This window comes from Aquilutibacter rugosus (assembly GCF_036541335.1).
Lineage (GTDB): Bacteria > Pseudomonadota > Gammaproteobacteria > Xanthomonadales > Xanthomonadaceae > Aquilutibacter > Aquilutibacter rugosus.
Genome location: NZ_JAZHBO010000001.1, coordinates 659,050 through 673,981, shown reverse-complemented (window position 1 = coordinate 673,981; position 14,932 = coordinate 659,050). Strand labels below are relative to the sequence as shown.

The window sequence follows — 14,932 nt, the reverse complement described above, 5'->3', positions numbered from 1 at the left end:
GATTCTCCCACCGATTTTTCTACGGAGCCCGCATGCGTTTTCGCCCCCTAGCCCTTGGACTGGCCATCGGATTGGTCGCCATGTCGCCATTTGTCGGGCCCAGCCCGGCGCAGGCCGCCTTGCCCGTGCAGGTGGGTGGCCAGGTCTTGCCTTCGCTCGCACCTATGTTGGCAAAGGTCACCCCGGCCGTGGTCAGCGTCCAGGCCCAGTCGCGGGTGCGGGTCAGTCCGTTCGGTAGCGATCCGGTGTTTTCGCAGATGTTCCCCGGTCTGACTCAAAGTCGTATCGCCGAGTCGCTGGGCTCGGGCGTGATTGTGGACGCCGAGCGCGGCCTGGTCATAACCAACCATCACGTGATCGAGGGCGCCGAGAACGTCTCCGTGCAACTGGCCGATGGGCGTGCCCTCAAGGCCACCTTTGTCGGCTCCGATCCGCAGACCGATATCGCGGTGATGCGCATTCCGACCGGCGGGTTGCAGGCGCTGCCGCTGGGCGATTCGCAGGCGCTGCGAGTGGGCGACTTCGTGGTGGCGGTCGGCAATCCCTTCGGCATTGGCCAGACGGTGACCTCGGGCATTGTGTCGGCGGTGGGTCGCACCGGTATCCCCGGCGCGGGCTATCAGAACTTTATCCAGACCGATGCGCCCATCAACCCGGGCAATTCGGGCGGTGCGCTGGTTGATCTCAACGGCCGTCTGATCGGCATCAACACGGCTACGTTTAATCCGCGCGGGTCGGCGGCGGGCAATATCGGCCTGAGTTTTGCCATCCCCAGTGATCTGGTCAAGTCGGTCACCCGCCAACTGCTGACGCAGGGCACGGTGCAGCGCGGCTCGCTGGGTGTGGATGCGCGCGATGTGACCGCCGCTCTGGCGCGGCAGCTGGGTGTCCAAGCCGGCGAAGGCGTGGTCGTCACCCGGGTCTTCCCGGGCAGCGGTGCGCAGCGGGCCGGAGTCCAGGTGGGCGATGTGATCCTGAGCGCCAACGGCACGCGCCTCAACGGTCGCGATGCCCTGCATAACTTTGAGGGCCTGCAGGCCGTCGGCGATGACGTGCGCCTCGAGGTTCTGCGCGACGGCAAACGCCTGACGCTGAGCAGCACCCTCAAAGCCGATGCAGGCACGCTGGCCGGCGCCGATGTCGACCCGCGCCTGGCCGGTGCCACTTTGGCAGCATTGCCGGCCAAGTTGGTGCAGCAGGGCGTGGTCGGCATCTCGGTCAGCGCGGTGGCTGCGGGATCACGAGCCGCCGCCAACGGCCTGCGTGCCGGCGATCTCATCGTCGCGACCAATCAGGGGCCGTTCGACAGCCTCAGCAGCTTCCGGGCCACCGTCAATCTGCGCAACCAGCCCCTGGCACTCGAAGTAATCCGCGGCGGCCAACGCGGCCAGTTGCTAATGCGCTGACGGGCCTAACGGCAACTGAACCGTAATCCGAATTTCACGCCGTTTTCGCAGGGAGGTTGGCATGATGAAGATGTACGGGGCGGACAGTCCGTCCTTCGACTTCTAATTCAACGTGTGAGGTTTGACCATGAGCACCAATGATCCGTTCAAGGACGCCATCAACGAAACCAAGGCTGTTGCTGCCGACGCCGTCGAGGCCGTCAAGGATGCCGTTACCCAACCTAGCACCGGCTCCATGAAAGCCAACCTGACCGATGCCGGCGGTTACATCAAGCAAGCCGCGAACGAGGCCGGTACGGCCATCAAGTCGGCCGCGTCCGCTGCTGCCGGTGAACTCAAGACCGGCGGCGCCAACGTCAAGTCGAACCTGTCCGAGGGCGCGACCGCCAGCAAAGCCGCGGCCGGCGATGCCAAGGCTGCTGCCAAGGAGCAGGCCGATATCCTGATCGAAAAGGGCAAGGAATTTGCTGATGTGGCCGCGGAGTTCATCAAGGAACGTCCGATTGCTGCCTTCGGTGCCGCCTTTGCAGCCGGCTGGTTGCTGTCCAAGCTCGGCGGTTCGTCGTCCGAAGAATAAGCGACGGGGAACTGCGACATCGTGACGGAGCCATCAGCCCAATCACCGCAATCGGCGCCTTCGGGCGCCGATTCGCGTTCGACCCGCCGCCGCGCTCGCGTGGCCGGTGGCCGTTATGCCCAGGATCTAAAGGAACTGCGCGGCCATGCGCGCTCCACGTTTAGCGGCGGCCTCGACAGTCTGACGGCCATGCGTCGTTTGGCCCTGGCCGAGTTGAACCTTTCCCGTCATGCCGCGGGTCGCTCGGTGGTGTGGGTGGCGGTGGGCGCGGTGTTTGGCGCTTCCACCTGGTTATTGCTGATGGCGGCCGCCGTAGTCGCCATGAAGTCGCAACTCGAATGGTCGTGGCTCAGAGCATTGCTGATCTCGGCCGTGGTGTCCTTGGTGATCGCGCTGGTCGCGGCCTTTATGGTGCGTCGCTATTTTGCATTTACCGGTTTCAAGGCCACTAAAGATGAGCTGGCTCGCTTTGGCGTGGGTGAGGCCGATGACGATGAGGACTCGGACCGCAAACCGAGTTTCCGCGCGCTGCAGCGCCGTGTGGATCGTGCCGAGGCCGTCGCCGAGGGTCGCCGTCGCCAGACGCTCGAATCGTTTGCCGCCGCCAAGGCGCACGCCAAAGCCGCGGTTACGCCGGGCCGCGTGTTGGCCGCGGGTGCTATCAGCGGTTACGTCGTGGGTCGCAACAAGGGCATCTCCGGTAGTCTGCGTCACACAGGCGCGGCCAGCCGTGCCGCTTTGTACACCACGGATACTGCGTTGCGCGGCTTGAGCGAGATCGCCTCGCTGGCTGCCTCAACTTTTGCCGCGTTCAAATCGGCCGAGGCTGCTGACGAATCGGCCACTGCCGCGGATCAGTCGGGCGCCGCAGCGGCTGCGGCCGATCAGGCGGCGACTGCGGCCACCGTGGCCGCCACCGTTAGCGACGCACCACGGGTTTAAGTGCGATGTGCCGCCTACACGCGCGGCACGTCGGATTTACTTCTTCTTATTACGCAACGACTCCATGGCGTCGCGAAACGACTTGTCATTGTTCTCGGCGACACGCCGAATTAGCGCCTGATTGTCGCCGGTAACCCAGCCTTCCATCACGATCGTTTGCAGGCAGCGCTCTTCGGCCTCTGCATCGCCGTATTTGTCATTGGTATTCGGGCGGTTACAGACGGCAGCCTTCGCTTCGCCTATGGCACTTGCCAGGCCGGCCATGTCATCGGCGTCTTTAGCGATCTGTGCCAGTGCGAGCGTGGCATCCGCAAACTGGACTTGCGGCGTGGCTTGAGCAAACCCGTTCCAGTTGTGTTGCGCGCGTGCAATGGCCCATTGGCGTGCGCGCTGATAAGCCATTACGGCCTTCTCGCGAACCTCGGATGAGGCCTTGTTGCCGGCCGCCTTGAGCTGGTCCGCGTAAATCTTGCCCACTTCCATTTCAAAACCGGCGGCGGCGATCGCGTTGTTCTGCTGCGTCAGCATCAGTTTTTTATTGTCCTTCATGCTGTCGACCGCGCCGAAAAAACCCTGTGACAGATTGCGGAACTGGTCGATGGCCTGATCTGCCGCCCGTGTATCCCCCGCGGCGAACGCCAGCAGTGCGGCTTGCCGATACAGATCGATGGCCACCACCCGAGCGATCGGCGCCTTGTCCGCAGGCGATGCCCTATCGAGCTCCGCCATGGATTTTTGCAGCTGCTGACGGGCTTCGGGCTTTTTGCCGCTCAGACGCAGGACGCCGATATATTCGGACTCCAGCGCCAGTCGCTCGCGTTGCATCTGCTCCTTTTCCGGGGCCGTTGCGTCCGAGGCCGCCTCAGCCGCCTTATAAGCTGCAATCTTTTCCCGGCAGCTGTCCTCCGACTGACTCGTCATCCAGGTCTCACCGCACCCGTGGATGTCAATTGCTTTGCGATACAGCGTAAGCGTCTGACGTTCTGCAGCACTCATCTGCGATGGCAGAACTAGCGCCAGACTCAACGCGCCAACGAAATATGCAGTTTTCATTGCAACCCCCAAAGATCCGCGAGCTCTATGGCCGATTTGGGCAGTTTGCGCCGACTGCGGACGATGTCAAGTCGCGGAGCACTAGGCCGGGCGCGGAGTAAAATGGGGAATGATTATTCGCGCCGTCACCTTTGACCTGGACGACACCCTGTGGCCATTTCCGCCGATTGGTGCGCGTATTGAACAGCGTCTGCACGAGTGGCTGGAGCAGTATGCGCCACGCACGGCCGACACGTTCCCTATCCACCGCATGCGGCAGTTGCGCCATCAGGTCGATCTTGAGCATCCGCAGCACGCGCACGATCTGTCCATGTTGCGCCGTCTTACCATCGAGCGGGCCTTGGCTGAGAGCGGCGAGGATACCGCGCTGACCGACGCGGCCTTCGAGGTGTTTTACAGCGAGCGCAACAAGGTCGATTTCTATCCGGATGCGCAGGATGCGGTGCGTCGTATTGCCCGTCTGGTTCCGATTGCGTCCTTGAGCAACGGCAACGCGGACTTGGAGCGGATTGGTCTGATGCCGCCGTTCCGTCACGCAGTGAGCGCCACACAGATGGGGGTGGCCAAGCCCGATCCGCGCCTGTTCCATGCCGCGTGCGCGCTGCTGGAGTGCGAGCCAGCGCAGGTCCTGCACGTCGGCGATCACATCGAGATGGATGTCATGGGCGCCCTGGATGCGGGAATGCAGGCCGCCTGGGTCAATCGCCTCGGTGAGACTTGGCCGTCCGCTTATCCTTCGCCTACTTTTACCTGTACTGAGTTGAGCGCGCTGGCCGACTGGCTGGAATCGCACTCAACGTCCACGATTTAACGGAGCTTCAAACCATGCGTGCCAACTGGATTTCACCGCAACACGCCAGCGTCAGCTTGCCCCTGTATGTCGCCACTGTCGAACGCTTGCCTTCGGTCTTGGCCACATTGCCTGAGGCACAACAACGGCAGGCAGCCGCGCGTCAATTCAAAGGCGAAGGCTCAACCGCCACATGGCTGATGTCGCCCGATGGCAGTTTGGGCGGGGTGCTGGTCGGTGTCAGCGATCTGCACGATCCGTTTGCCTATTCGCATGTGGTGCCGATGCTACCGGCCGGTTCCGTCTGGCACGTCGCCAATGCCGATGCGCTGGAACCTGCCATGCGCGATGCGCTGGCTTTGGGCTGGGCTTTGGGCGGTTACAAATATCTCAAGTACAAGCCCAAGCTCGAACACAATCCCGCCAAGCTCGCGATGGATGTGTCCGATGAGGTCTCGCGCGCCTACGATGCCATCGTCACGGTTCGTCATCTGATTCATACGCCGTCGCAGGACATGGGGCCTGAGCAATTGCATGATGTCGTTGCAAATCTCGCCGAGATGCACGGAGCAAATTTCCGCGCGATTGTTGGCGATGAGTTGCTGGAGCAGAACTTCCCCGCAATTCATGCGGTCGGTCGTGCGTCGCATCGCGCGCCACGTCTGCTCGAACTGAATTGGTCCGCACCCGATGCAAAGCAGCACATAGTGATTGTGGGTAAGGGCGTGTGCTTTGATACGGGCGGTTTGGACATCAAACCCGCCGATGGCATGCGCAACATGAAAAAAGACATGGGCGGTGCCGCACATGCTATCGGTCTTGCGCAGTGGATTTTGCAGGCGCAGTTGCCGGTGCGTCTGACTTTGCTGATTGGTGCCGTTGAAAATGCAATCGGTCCCGATGCATATCGCCCCGGTGAAGTAATCAACACGCGCAAGGGCTTTACCGTTGAAATTGACAACACCGATGCCGAAGGCCGTGTGGTTCTGTGCGATGCCTTGGCCTATGCGTGCGAAAAGCAGCCCGATCTGGTCATGGACTTTGCGACCCTGACCGGCGCGGCTCGCATTGCCCTGGGTCCGGACTTGCCGGCGCTATTTGCCAATAACGATGCGCTGGCGCAATCGTGGCTGGATGCCGGTCTGGAGTTGCGTGATCCGGTGTGGCGCATGCCGCTGCATACGCCATACTGGCGTTACCTGAGCAGTGGCATTGCCGACTTCGCCAATGCCGGTCCGTCCAAAATGGCCGGCGCTGTCACCGCTGCGATCTATCTGCAACGGTTCATGGATCCTTCAATCCCTTGGACCCACCTCGATGTTTATTCATGGAACGATGCGGATCGTCCCGGCCGCCCCGCCGGCGGTGAGGCCCAGGCCCTGCGCAGCGCATACGCGCTCGTACGGTCAATAGTGGATTCCGGTCACTAGCGCCGGGACACAGTTCGACTTCTCAATGGGCAAATCAACCTGTTCGAAGGCCATGCTGACTCCGCCGATTGCATGACGCGCTTCAATGCCTTTGCGGTGCCGAAGCCGGCCTTCCCTCACCATTTCCCATTTCCCATTCACCAGTTGCCCCACAGTCGCTGTCAGTTACCATTGACCCATGAATACCAACGCCGACTTGCTCAACTCGCTTAAGATCGACCGCAATGCGCCCAAGCGCGGCGGACGGAAACCCGACGACCGTCGCAAATGGTGGATTATCGCCGGCGTTGCCGCCGTTTTAGTGTTGACGGCCATTGCTTATGCCGTGTTCGGTAACCGTGTCACCGCAGTACAGACCCTAGAGGTAGAGGCAGCGCAAGGCAGCGGCGGCGCGGCGGCCACACCCGGCGCGGTGCTCGACGCCAGCGGTTATATCGTGGCGCGGCGAATCGCCACCGTGTCCTCGCAAGTGACGGGACGGGTAAGCAAAGTCTTGATTGAAGAGGGCCAGCAAGTCACTGCCGGCCAAGTGATGGCCACGCTGGATCCGATCGATGCCAACGCCCAACAGGAGCTGGCAAGCGCGCAAGTTAACGCGGCGGCGGCCCAAGCCGGTGCCATCGAGGCGCAGCTGCGCGATGCTACCGCGAATGCCGCGCGTCTGAGTACCCTGGCAGGGCAGCAACTGGTCTCGAGAGCACAAGCGGATCAGGCTATCGCCCAGCGTGATGCGTTACGTGCACAACTGAACGCAATCCGCCGCAATACCAATGTCGCCAGTGCGCAATTGCGCATTGCGAACCGCGGCGTCGATCACACAGTCGTGCGCGCACCGTTCAGTGGGGTCGTGATTGCCAAAGCCGCGCAGCCCGGTGAAATTGTGTCGCCCTTGAGCGCCGGGGGCGGATATACGCGGACAGGTATCGGCACCATCGTGGACATGGACTCGCTCGAGGTTGAAGTCGAAGTCGGCGAGAACTTCATTGGTCGTGTGCGGGAGGGAATGCCCACCGAGACCATACTGAATGCGTATCCGGACTGGAAGATTCCCGGGCATGTCATTGCCGTCATTCCGACTGCAGACCGAGGCAAGGCAACCATTAAAGTCCGCGTTTCGCTCGACTCCAGAGATACGCGGGTGGTGCCCGACATGGGCGCGCGCGTGAGCTTCTTTGAACGAGCCGCACCCGCGGGTCAGCCACAGGCTAAGCCATCGGTGCTGGTGCCGCAATCAGCCATCGTCAAACGCGGTTCGCAAAGCGTTGCATTTGTCCTGACGGACGGCAAGGCCAATCAGACTTCCGTGTCCACCGGCCGCACGATTGGCGACGATATTGAAGTAACTGCCGGACTAAAAGCCGGCGATGAACTCATCCTGCAACCGCCCGAAACGCTAAAGGATGGACAACGTGTACAAAAATCACCCGACCCTAAAGAACCGGAGGAACAGTAGTCCATGAGCGACCTCGTCACCATTCGTAATGTCCGAAAGGATTACCGTCGCGGTTCGGAGGTGGTCGAGGTGCTGCACAGCATCCAACTCGACATCCGACAAGGCGAGTTTGTAGCGCTGATGGGACCATCGGGCTCGGGCAAATCCACGCTGTTGAACCTGATCGGCGGGCTGGACAACCCCACCGATGGCGAAATTCGTATTGACGGCGAGCGCATTGATGAGCTGAGCAGCAATCAGCTAGCGCATTGGCGCAGTGAGAACGTGGGCTTTGTGTTCCAGTTCTACAATCTGATGCCGACACTGACGGCGCAACGCAATGTCGAGTTGCCCCTGCTGCTCACCAACCTCAGCGCCGCCGAGCGGCGGCAACGGGCCGCCGTGGCATTGCAGTTGGTCGGTCTGGCTGACCGCGCCAAGCACAAGCCCAATGAACTTTCCGGCGGCCAGCAACAGCGCGTCTCCATTGCCCGCGCCATCGTTTCTGATCCCAAACTGCTGATTTGCGATGAGCCGACCGGCGACCTGGACCGTCAGTCCGCCGAAGATGTTCTCAATCTGCTCAACGAACTGAACCGTCAGCACGGCAAGACCATACTGATGGTCACCCACGATCCAAAAGCCGCTGAACACGCCAGCCGTGTCGTGCATCTGGACAAGGGTGAACTGGTCGATGACGGTCAGCCGTCATGAAATACCTGCATCTCATCGGTGCTGCGCTATTTCGCAGCAAGTTGCGCACCTTTCTGACTATGTTCTCTGTGGTGGTCGCCTTTGCACTATTCGGGATGCTCGACTCGGTACGCGACACCTTTGCCAACAGCGGCAAGACGGTCGAAGGCGCCAACCGCATGATCGTGTCCTCCAAGCTGTCATTGACGCAAATGTTGCCGGCTTCGCTCGAGCAACGGTTAAAGACCGTGCCCGGCATCACCCGCGTCTCCACGGGTTCGTGGTTTGGCGGCTACTACCAGGACCCTAAGCAGTTTTTCCCTAATTTTGCAGTGGATCCCGATTACTTTCTGATGTATCCGGAGTACGAGGTCGCGCCGCAACAGCTCAAGGACTGGCAGGCCACTCGCAACGGCGTCATTGTCGGCGAATCACTGCTGAAAAAGTTCAACTGGAAGGTTGGGCAGGACATCCCACTGCAGGCCACAATCTTTCCGACCAAAGGTGGCAATACCTGGACTTTCAAGATCAGCGGCATCTTCCGAGCCAAGGACCGCAAGCGCGTCGGCGAGGAGAATTCGCTGGTGTTTCACTGGCAATACTTTGACGAAGCCAACGATTACGTCAAAGGTCGTGTGGGCTGGTACGCCATTGCCGTCGACAGCCCGGACAATGCGACACGTATTGCCAAGGCGGTGGACGCACTCAGCATGAACTCCGATGCGGAAACGAAGACAGAGACCGAGGCTGCATTCCAGCAGAGCTTTGTCAAACAGATCGGTGACATCGGCAAGATCGTGACTTACATCATGGGAGCGGTGTTCTTTACGTTGCTGATGCTGACGGGCAACACCATGGCACAAGCCGTGCGCGAACGCATTCCGGAGCTGGCCGTTCTCAAGACCATCGGTTTTTCCAACCGCGCGGTGTTGTGGATGGTCTTAGCCGAATCGCTGATCCTGGTGATCGTTGCCGGTCTGATCGGCATGGTCGCTGCTACTGTGCTCATGAAGATCGTGGCAACGATCAGTGGCGGCATGATGCCGATTAACGGTCTTGGCAAGAATACCTGGCTGCTCGGTCTGGGTCTGATGGTCGCGTTTGGCCTGCTGGTCGGACTGTTACCAGCAATGCGCGCGATGCGTCTGAACATTGTCGATGCACTGGCCGGCCGCTAAGGAGAACGGGCATGAAAAAATTTCTGATCTCGCTCGGTTTGCTGCTTGTGGTAGTGGCCGTGCTGGCCGCTTGGATTGCGATGCCACCGCTTGGCGCTTTGGTGCTGGTGGTGGTGCTGCTTGCATGGCTGCTTCTGACCCGAAGCGGCAAGCGTGCCGCACAGATTCTCAGCATGGGCCTGCAAAGCTTGCCGCAGCGTTGGGGTGAGTCGCTAGTCATCGTAATTGGCATTGCGGGCGTGGTGGGGGTCCTCGTTGCCATGTTGAGCATGGGCGAGGGTCTCAAGAAGACCCTGACCGGCTCGGGCGACGAGCGGACTGTCATCCTGTTGCGCGCGGGCTCACAGGCCGAAACCAACTCTGTAATCACGCGTGACCAGGTGCCACGGATCGGCAATCTGCCCGGCTTTGCAAAAGGCAAGGATGGCCGTCCGCTGATTTCGGCAGAGCGCTCGCAAGTGGTAAACCTGCAAAGCCGGAAAGACGGCACGGACACTAACGTGCAGTTTCGCGGCGTCGGTCCGGCCGCCTTTGATGTCAACCCGCATGTCAAACTCGTCGATGGCCGTCGCTTTACTCCCGGCCTACGCGAACTGATTGCGGGCCGCGGTGCCAGCACGCAATTCCGCAACCTGCAGGTTGGCAAGCAACTCAAACTCGGTAACCAAATCTGGACGGTAGTAGGCATTTTTGCCAGCGGCGACAGCCACGAATCCGAACTCTGGACTGATGCGGACAGCTTGGCTGCCGCCTACAACCGCAGTGATTTTCAATCCGTCATCGGCACGCTAGAGTCGGACGCCGCCATCAAGAGCCTGCAGACGGCCATCGCCGCCGATCCCACGCTCAAGTTTGATGTCGCCACCACCAAGTCCTATTTCGCCAAACAGTCCGAAGGCCTGACCAAGACGTTGGGATTCCTGGGCAAGATCGTTGCTGCCATCATGGCCATTGGCGCAATCTTTGGCGCGCTCAACTCGATGTACGCGGCCGTGGCCGGTCGTGCGCGCGAGATCGGCACGTTGCGCGCCTTGGGCTTTAATGGTGCGCCGGTCGTTGCAGCCATCATGCTGGAAACCATGCTACTGGCTGTGGTGGGTGGTGCGCTCGGCGCAGGACTGGCCTGGCTGCTCTTTAGCGGCTCCGAAGTCAGCACCATGGGCAGCAACTTCTCTCAAGTCGTGTTTAAGTTTCACGTCACTCCGGACTTGCTCTGGAACGGTCTGAAGTGGGCTCTGGCAATTGGTTTCGTCGGCGGTTTTTATCCGGCGCTACGGGCGGCGCGGATGCGGATTACGGATGCGCTGAGGGCACTGTGATAAAGCAAAAAATAAACAACAAAAAATAAACAGCAAAAAATAAAGAACAAAAAAATAAAGAACAACAAAGAAGGGGGTGGGGGTTGAAGGGGGGGGGCGGCCGCCGCACTTTTATTTCAGTTAGCCGAATTTGCGCGGCTTGCGCGTTACGTGCAGATCGCGAGCTTGCGCGCCGCGGACAGATTGCCGGCCGCAGTCATTTTGGCGCGATCGATGCTCATCGGTTCCGGTGTCGGAGTGTTCTGCACTTCGGGGACGGTGAGATGCGTGACATAGCAGCCGCCAAACCAGCGCGTCCGACCCGCGGTCGTCGTCACCGATAGCACGACCGGAACGCTGGACCAACGTTGGCTCATGCCGGCGTCCGAGGTCACTTCGCCAAACTCTACATCGACAAATGCAGTGTCGCTAAAGCCGCGCTTGAAATCGGCGAGTGGTTGCACGGCGCTGCCTTCGTTCCAGTAGTCGTGCGCGCGTGAGTACTCGTGACGGTTGATCGCGTTGTAATACGAGCGGATCAGATTCACAGCCGTGCTGCGATCGTCGAGCTTGGTGGGAGTCGGCGCGGCGTCGGCAACCGGCGCGGGGTTAGTGGCGTACTTGTTACTCGGCTGCGCAGCATCCGTTGAAGGCGCTACAGGCGCTTCGGGCGTTACCACCGATGGCGCATCCGAGGCGATCGGTTGGACCGGCTCGCTAGGGTCAGGACGATTGCACGCAGTCAATGCCGCGCATGGCAGCAACGCTGCACACATCAAAGTGGGGAACCAACGCACGATCCAACTCCGGGCTTAGCGGTGATGAATCCATTTCACCACGGGGTGCCTGAACCCTGTGGCAAGCACGGCTATTTGCGCCAGAGCTTGGCCGTCGTAATGATCACTACGCCAACGAGGATGATTGCCATCGCACCCAGTTCCGAAGGCGTTACCGTCTCACCACCGAGCAGCACGCCCAGAATCACCGCCACCGGCGGATTGACGTAGGCATAGCTCTGCGCCAACGCCGGACGCACGTTGTGGTTGAGCCAGATGTAGGCCGTAAAGGCGATGATCGAGCCAAACACGACCAGATACAGCATGGCCATCGTTGCGTGCAGAGACGGCATTGCAGTGAAGCGCTCGCCGGTCACCAGTGCTGCGAGAGCCATCCACACGGAACCCGTGAGCATTTGCCCCGCCGCATTCATGAAGGGTGCGGGCAGATCCTGATCGCGACTCCAGATCGAACCGAAGGCCCACGACACCGAGGCCACGATCAGACAGATCAGTCCCAAGGGCGTGGCGGACAGCGTGCCACCGATATTGAGCCAGATCACCCCGGTAAAACCGATGATCAGACCGATCCATTCAACCCTGCTCGGATGATCGCCTCGCATGGCCGAGAACAAGGCGGCAAACAGGGAAACCGAAGCGACCCCCACCGCCGCAATGCCCGAGCTCACTTGCGTCTCCGCCAAGTTGACCAGGCCGTTGGACAGCAGCACCATCAGCAAGCCCAGGATGATGAGCGTCTTCCATTGTTTGCGCGTGGGTGCAGCCACACCTTTGAATCGCATCAGTGCATACAGCACGATGCCGGCCAAGGCCATGCGAATCGCGCCGAGAATAAACGGCGGATAGTCTTCGAGCGCGAACTTGATGCCCAGATAGGTGGAGCCCCACACCAGGTAAACAATCGCTAAGGCGGCAACAACCGCTGCGACCGCGGGCTTGTGGGAAACCGAACCGGACATTGTGAGCTCCTGCAAAAAAGGACGGACCCTGTGACCGCCCGATAGACGACGACAGGGTCCGTTTTTATTTTAGACCGTTGTGATGACGATCGTGCGTGTCCTACTTCGAGGCGACTCGCTTCGCACGCAGATTGATCGCATCGCCAAGAATCTGAGCGGTTTCACGCAGCAGCGGATCGGGACGCTGATCGAGCAGCTTGTCCTTGGCGGCCTCGGTCGCAATGTTGCGTTCGTTGACCGACAGGCCATCGTCCTTGCTGTCATCGGACAGCGGATCCAGCGGCAGGCCCAACTTTTTGCGTTCGGCCTGACGTGCCTTGCGTTGCGCTTCGAGACGATCGCGTTCGGCACGACGTTCGGCAATGTTCAGGACCACGGAATTCTTGCTGCGTTCGGACTTGAAGTACGCAACATCCTGCAGCAACCACTGGAACTCACGGTCCGCGCGAATCCGCGCTTCGTGCTTGGATTGCAGTGCCGGCAGGATATCGCTGAAGCCACCGAGGGTTGCGTGCGGCGCTTCCGGAATCTTGGACCAGGGCAAGGCGTTGTCGTACGAGCTTTCACCGAACTTGGTGTGATCGACCAGCGTCGGCAGGAACAGATCGGGTGTCACACCCTTGTTCTGCGTCGACGAACCGCTGATGCGGAAGAATTCCGCAATGGTCATCTTGATCGAGCCGTAGGGGTCTTCGTCCGATTGCGTATTGAGGAACGAGGGGAACAGCGGCTGCATGTTCTGCACCGTGCCCTTACCGAACGAGATATCACCGACGATGAGCCCGCGGCCGTAATCCTGGATCGCGGCGGCAAAGATCTCCGATGCGGATGCCGACGAGCGGTTGATCAGCACGGCGAGCGGACCGGTCCACAACGCGCCGGGTTGGCGATCGACGCCGACATCGACATTGTTCGCCGAGTCGCGCACTTGCACGACCGGACCTTGATCGATGAACAGGCCGGTGAGTTTGATTGCTTCGTCGAGCGAGCCGCCACCGTTATCGCGCAGGTCCATGACTACACCGGTCACGCCCTTGCTCTTGAACTCGGTGATCAGTCGAGCGACGTCGCGCGATGCCGACACATAATCCTGCGAGCGGCCGCGTGCACTGAAGTCCTGATAGAAGCCCGGCAGTTTGATCACACCGACTTTTTGCGGAGCTTGGCCCTTAGCGGCAGGGATCTCGATGATGTCGGACTTGGCGACACCGTCTTCGAGCTTGACCTTATCGCGGACCAGGGTCACGAGCTTGGGTTGCGAGTCGAGCGATGCTTCTGCAGGAATCACACTCAGACGCACGGTGGTGCCCTTCTTGCCGCGGATCAGTTGCACAACATCGTCAATGCGCCAGCCGACCACGTCTTCCATCGGCAACGCGGCAGTACCGGCTGCGCCTTGTCCCACCGCCACAATGCGATCGCCGGGCTTGAGCATGCCGCTCTTGGATACGGGGCCGCCGGCCACGATTTCGCGGATGGCGACCACATCATCCTGTTTCTGCAGAACGGCGCCAATGCCTTCGAGCGTTTGTGAGATCTGCGTGTTGAAGGCCTGCGCGCTGCGCGGGTTCAGGTAATCGGTGTGCGGATCGACGCTGTTGGCATAACTGTTGAGGAAGGACTGGACCACATCGTCACCATTGGTGTCGTTGAGGGTCTTACCCAAATTGGTGTAGCGCTTGTCGAGCGTCTTGCGGATCTCGTCGGGCTTGCGGCCGGCCAGTTCCAGGCGCATCCAGTCGTAGCGCACCAGTTGGCGCCAGAGTTGGTCGAGGGCTTGCTGGTTGGGTGCCCAGGCGGCCTTCTCGCGATCAAACACAAACGTATCCTGGCCGGTAAAGGTAAAGATGTCCTGCTTGAGCAAGTCGCGGGCATATTGCGTGCGTTGAATGGCGCGTTGCTTGAACACGCCGTACAGATCGAACGCGGGTTGCAGATTGCCGGAGCGGATGGCGTCATCGAGCTGGGTGTCCAAGTTCGGGAACTTGGCCAGATCGTCGGCGCTCAGGTAGATCTTGTTGAAATCCAGCGCCTCGAGGTAGCGCTTATAGATGTCGCGCGAGCGGGCGTCGTCGAGGGGCACGCTCTTATAGGGGTCACCGGATTCGGACAGGACGTTGTAGAGCAGGCGCGAAGCATTGGCCTGGTCCTTGGTGGTCTTCATCGGTGCATTGCGACGGGTCGGCTTACCGGCGGTGGCCGCTGCACTCTGATCGGTCTGTGTTTGAGCCAGCCAGAAATCCATAGCCTTGGGCGCGGCCCAAAGCGCTACCGGCACGGCAACTAGCGCGCCGAATACGGCAGTCTTGATTTTCATGGCGTGTGGGTGTCGATTGAATGAACTCATGGGTCCACAGTGACTAATTTTGCGGCACTG

At 60.5% G+C, this 14,932-nt stretch carries 13 protein-coding genes; 9 read left to right on the top strand and 4 right to left on the bottom strand.

The window, feature by feature from the left end; genetic code table 11:
* The first annotated feature begins 32 nt into the window (after positions 1–32).
* From V3390_RS03225 to V3390_RS03215, 3 genes are all read left to right on the top strand, one after another.
* On the top strand, positions 33–1,406 hold the full coding sequence (locus V3390_RS03225) for a trypsin-like peptidase domain-containing protein (RefSeq protein WP_331703324.1): 1,374 nt from the start codon (positions 33–35) through the stop codon (positions 1,404–1,406).
* 235 nt (positions 1,407–1,641) lie between these two features.
* Entirely contained in the window at positions 1,642–1,983 is a 342-nt protein-coding gene (locus V3390_RS03220; RefSeq protein WP_331703634.1) for a hypothetical protein, read from the top strand.
* 21 nt (positions 1,984–2,004) lie between these two features.
* Complete coding sequence (locus V3390_RS03215; protein WP_331703323.1) at positions 2,005–2,925, top strand: phage holin family protein; 921 nt, start codon at positions 2,005–2,007, stop codon at positions 2,923–2,925.
* Positions 2,926–2,961: 36 nt separating this feature from the next.
* On the opposite strand, the gene V3390_RS03210 is transcribed toward V3390_RS03215, so the two are convergent.
* A complete protein-coding gene (locus V3390_RS03210; protein WP_331703322.1) occupies positions 2,962–3,978 on the bottom strand; it encodes a hypothetical protein in 1,017 nt (338 codons plus the stop codon).
* 109 nt (positions 3,979–4,087) lie between these two features.
* Between V3390_RS03210 and V3390_RS03205 the strand changes: the two genes are divergently transcribed.
* The 6 genes from V3390_RS03205 (at position 4,088) to V3390_RS03180 (ending at position 10,820) form a co-directional block, all read left to right on the top strand.
* Complete coding sequence (locus V3390_RS03205; protein ID WP_331689390.1) at positions 4,088–4,789, top strand: HAD family hydrolase; 702 nt, start codon at positions 4,088–4,090, stop codon at positions 4,787–4,789.
* 14 nt (positions 4,790–4,803) lie between these two features.
* Positions 4,804–6,198, top strand: a complete 1,395-nt coding sequence (locus V3390_RS03200) for a leucyl aminopeptidase family protein (RefSeq protein ID WP_331703321.1) — start codon at positions 4,804–4,806, stop codon at positions 6,196–6,198.
* Positions 6,199–6,376: 178 nt separating this feature from the next.
* Positions 6,377–7,651 carry an efflux RND transporter periplasmic adaptor subunit gene (locus V3390_RS03195; protein WP_331703320.1) on the top strand — a complete coding sequence of 425 codons (1,275 nt, stop codon included), beginning with the start codon at positions 6,377–6,379 and terminating at the stop codon, positions 7,649–7,651.
* A 3-nt stretch (positions 7,652–7,654) separates the two neighbouring features.
* Positions 7,655–8,344 (top strand): ABC transporter ATP-binding protein, encoded by a 690-nt coding sequence (locus tag V3390_RS03190; RefSeq protein WP_331703319.1) that lies wholly within the window; start codon positions 7,655–7,657, stop codon positions 8,342–8,344.
* A complete protein-coding gene (locus tag V3390_RS03185) occupies positions 8,341–9,501 on the top strand; it encodes an ABC transporter permease (protein ID WP_331703318.1) in 1,161 nt (386 codons plus the stop codon). The genes V3390_RS03190 and V3390_RS03185 overlap by 4 nt, the downstream gene beginning before the upstream one ends.
* An 11-nt stretch (positions 9,502–9,512) precedes the next feature.
* A complete protein-coding gene (locus tag V3390_RS03180; RefSeq protein ID WP_331703317.1) occupies positions 9,513–10,820 on the top strand; it encodes an ABC transporter permease in 1,308 nt (435 codons plus the stop codon).
* Between the two features lie 146 nt (positions 10,821–10,966).
* Here V3390_RS03180 and V3390_RS03175 read toward each other — a convergent pair whose 3' ends face one another.
* The 3 genes from V3390_RS03175 to V3390_RS03165 all read right to left on the bottom strand — a co-directional run bounded on the left by V3390_RS03175 (position 10,967) and on the right by V3390_RS03165 (position 14,872).
* Positions 10,967–11,596, bottom strand: coding sequence for a hypothetical protein (locus tag V3390_RS03175; protein ID WP_331703316.1), 630 nt, complete (start codon positions 11,594–11,596; stop codon positions 10,967–10,969).
* Between the two features lie 71 nt (positions 11,597–11,667).
* Positions 11,668–12,555 (bottom strand): drug/metabolite exporter YedA, encoded by an 888-nt coding sequence (gene yedA, locus V3390_RS03170; protein ID WP_331703315.1) that lies wholly within the window; start codon positions 12,553–12,555, stop codon positions 11,668–11,670.
* Between the two features lie 100 nt (positions 12,556–12,655).
* Positions 12,656–14,872 (bottom strand): carboxy terminal-processing peptidase, encoded by a 2,217-nt coding sequence (locus V3390_RS03165; protein ID WP_331703314.1) that lies wholly within the window; start codon positions 14,870–14,872, stop codon positions 12,656–12,658.
* Positions 14,873–14,932: the final 60 nt, after the last annotated feature.

What these genes read in the sequence shown, in the direction of transcription:
- V3390_RS03180 (WP_331703317.1), top strand. Translation starts at nt 9,513, where the DNA reads ATGAAAAAATTTCTGATCTCGCTCGGTTTGCTGCTTGTGGTAGTGGCC.
- V3390_RS03200 (WP_331703321.1), top strand. Translation starts at nt 4,804, where the DNA reads ATGCGTGCCAACTGGATTTCACCGCAACACGCCAGCGTCAGCTTGCCC.
- V3390_RS03165 (WP_331703314.1), bottom strand. Translation starts at nt 14,872, where the DNA reads ATGAAAATCAAGACTGCCGTATTCGGCGCGCTAGTTGCCGTGCCGGTA.
- V3390_RS03185 (WP_331703318.1), top strand. Translation starts at nt 8,341, where the DNA reads ATGAAATACCTGCATCTCATCGGTGCTGCGCTATTTCGCAGCAAGTTG.
- V3390_RS03190 (WP_331703319.1), top strand. Translation starts at nt 7,655, where the DNA reads ATGAGCGACCTCGTCACCATTCGTAATGTCCGAAAGGATTACCGTCGC.
- V3390_RS03195 (WP_331703320.1), top strand. Translation starts at nt 6,377, where the DNA reads ATGAATACCAACGCCGACTTGCTCAACTCGCTTAAGATCGACCGCAAT.
- V3390_RS03220 (WP_331703634.1), top strand. Translation starts at nt 1,642, where the DNA reads ATGAAAGCCAACCTGACCGATGCCGGCGGTTACATCAAGCAAGCCGCG.
- V3390_RS03205 (WP_331689390.1), top strand. Translation starts at nt 4,088, where the DNA reads ATGATTATTCGCGCCGTCACCTTTGACCTGGACGACACCCTGTGGCCA.
- yedA (WP_331703315.1), bottom strand. Translation starts at nt 12,555, where the DNA reads ATGTCCGGTTCGGTTTCCCACAAGCCCGCGGTCGCAGCGGTTGTTGCC.
- V3390_RS03225 (WP_331703324.1), top strand. Translation starts at nt 33, where the DNA reads ATGCGTTTTCGCCCCCTAGCCCTTGGACTGGCCATCGGATTGGTCGCC.
- V3390_RS03210 (WP_331703322.1), bottom strand. Translation starts at nt 3,978, where the DNA reads ATGAAAACTGCATATTTCGTTGGCGCGTTGAGTCTGGCGCTAGTTCTG.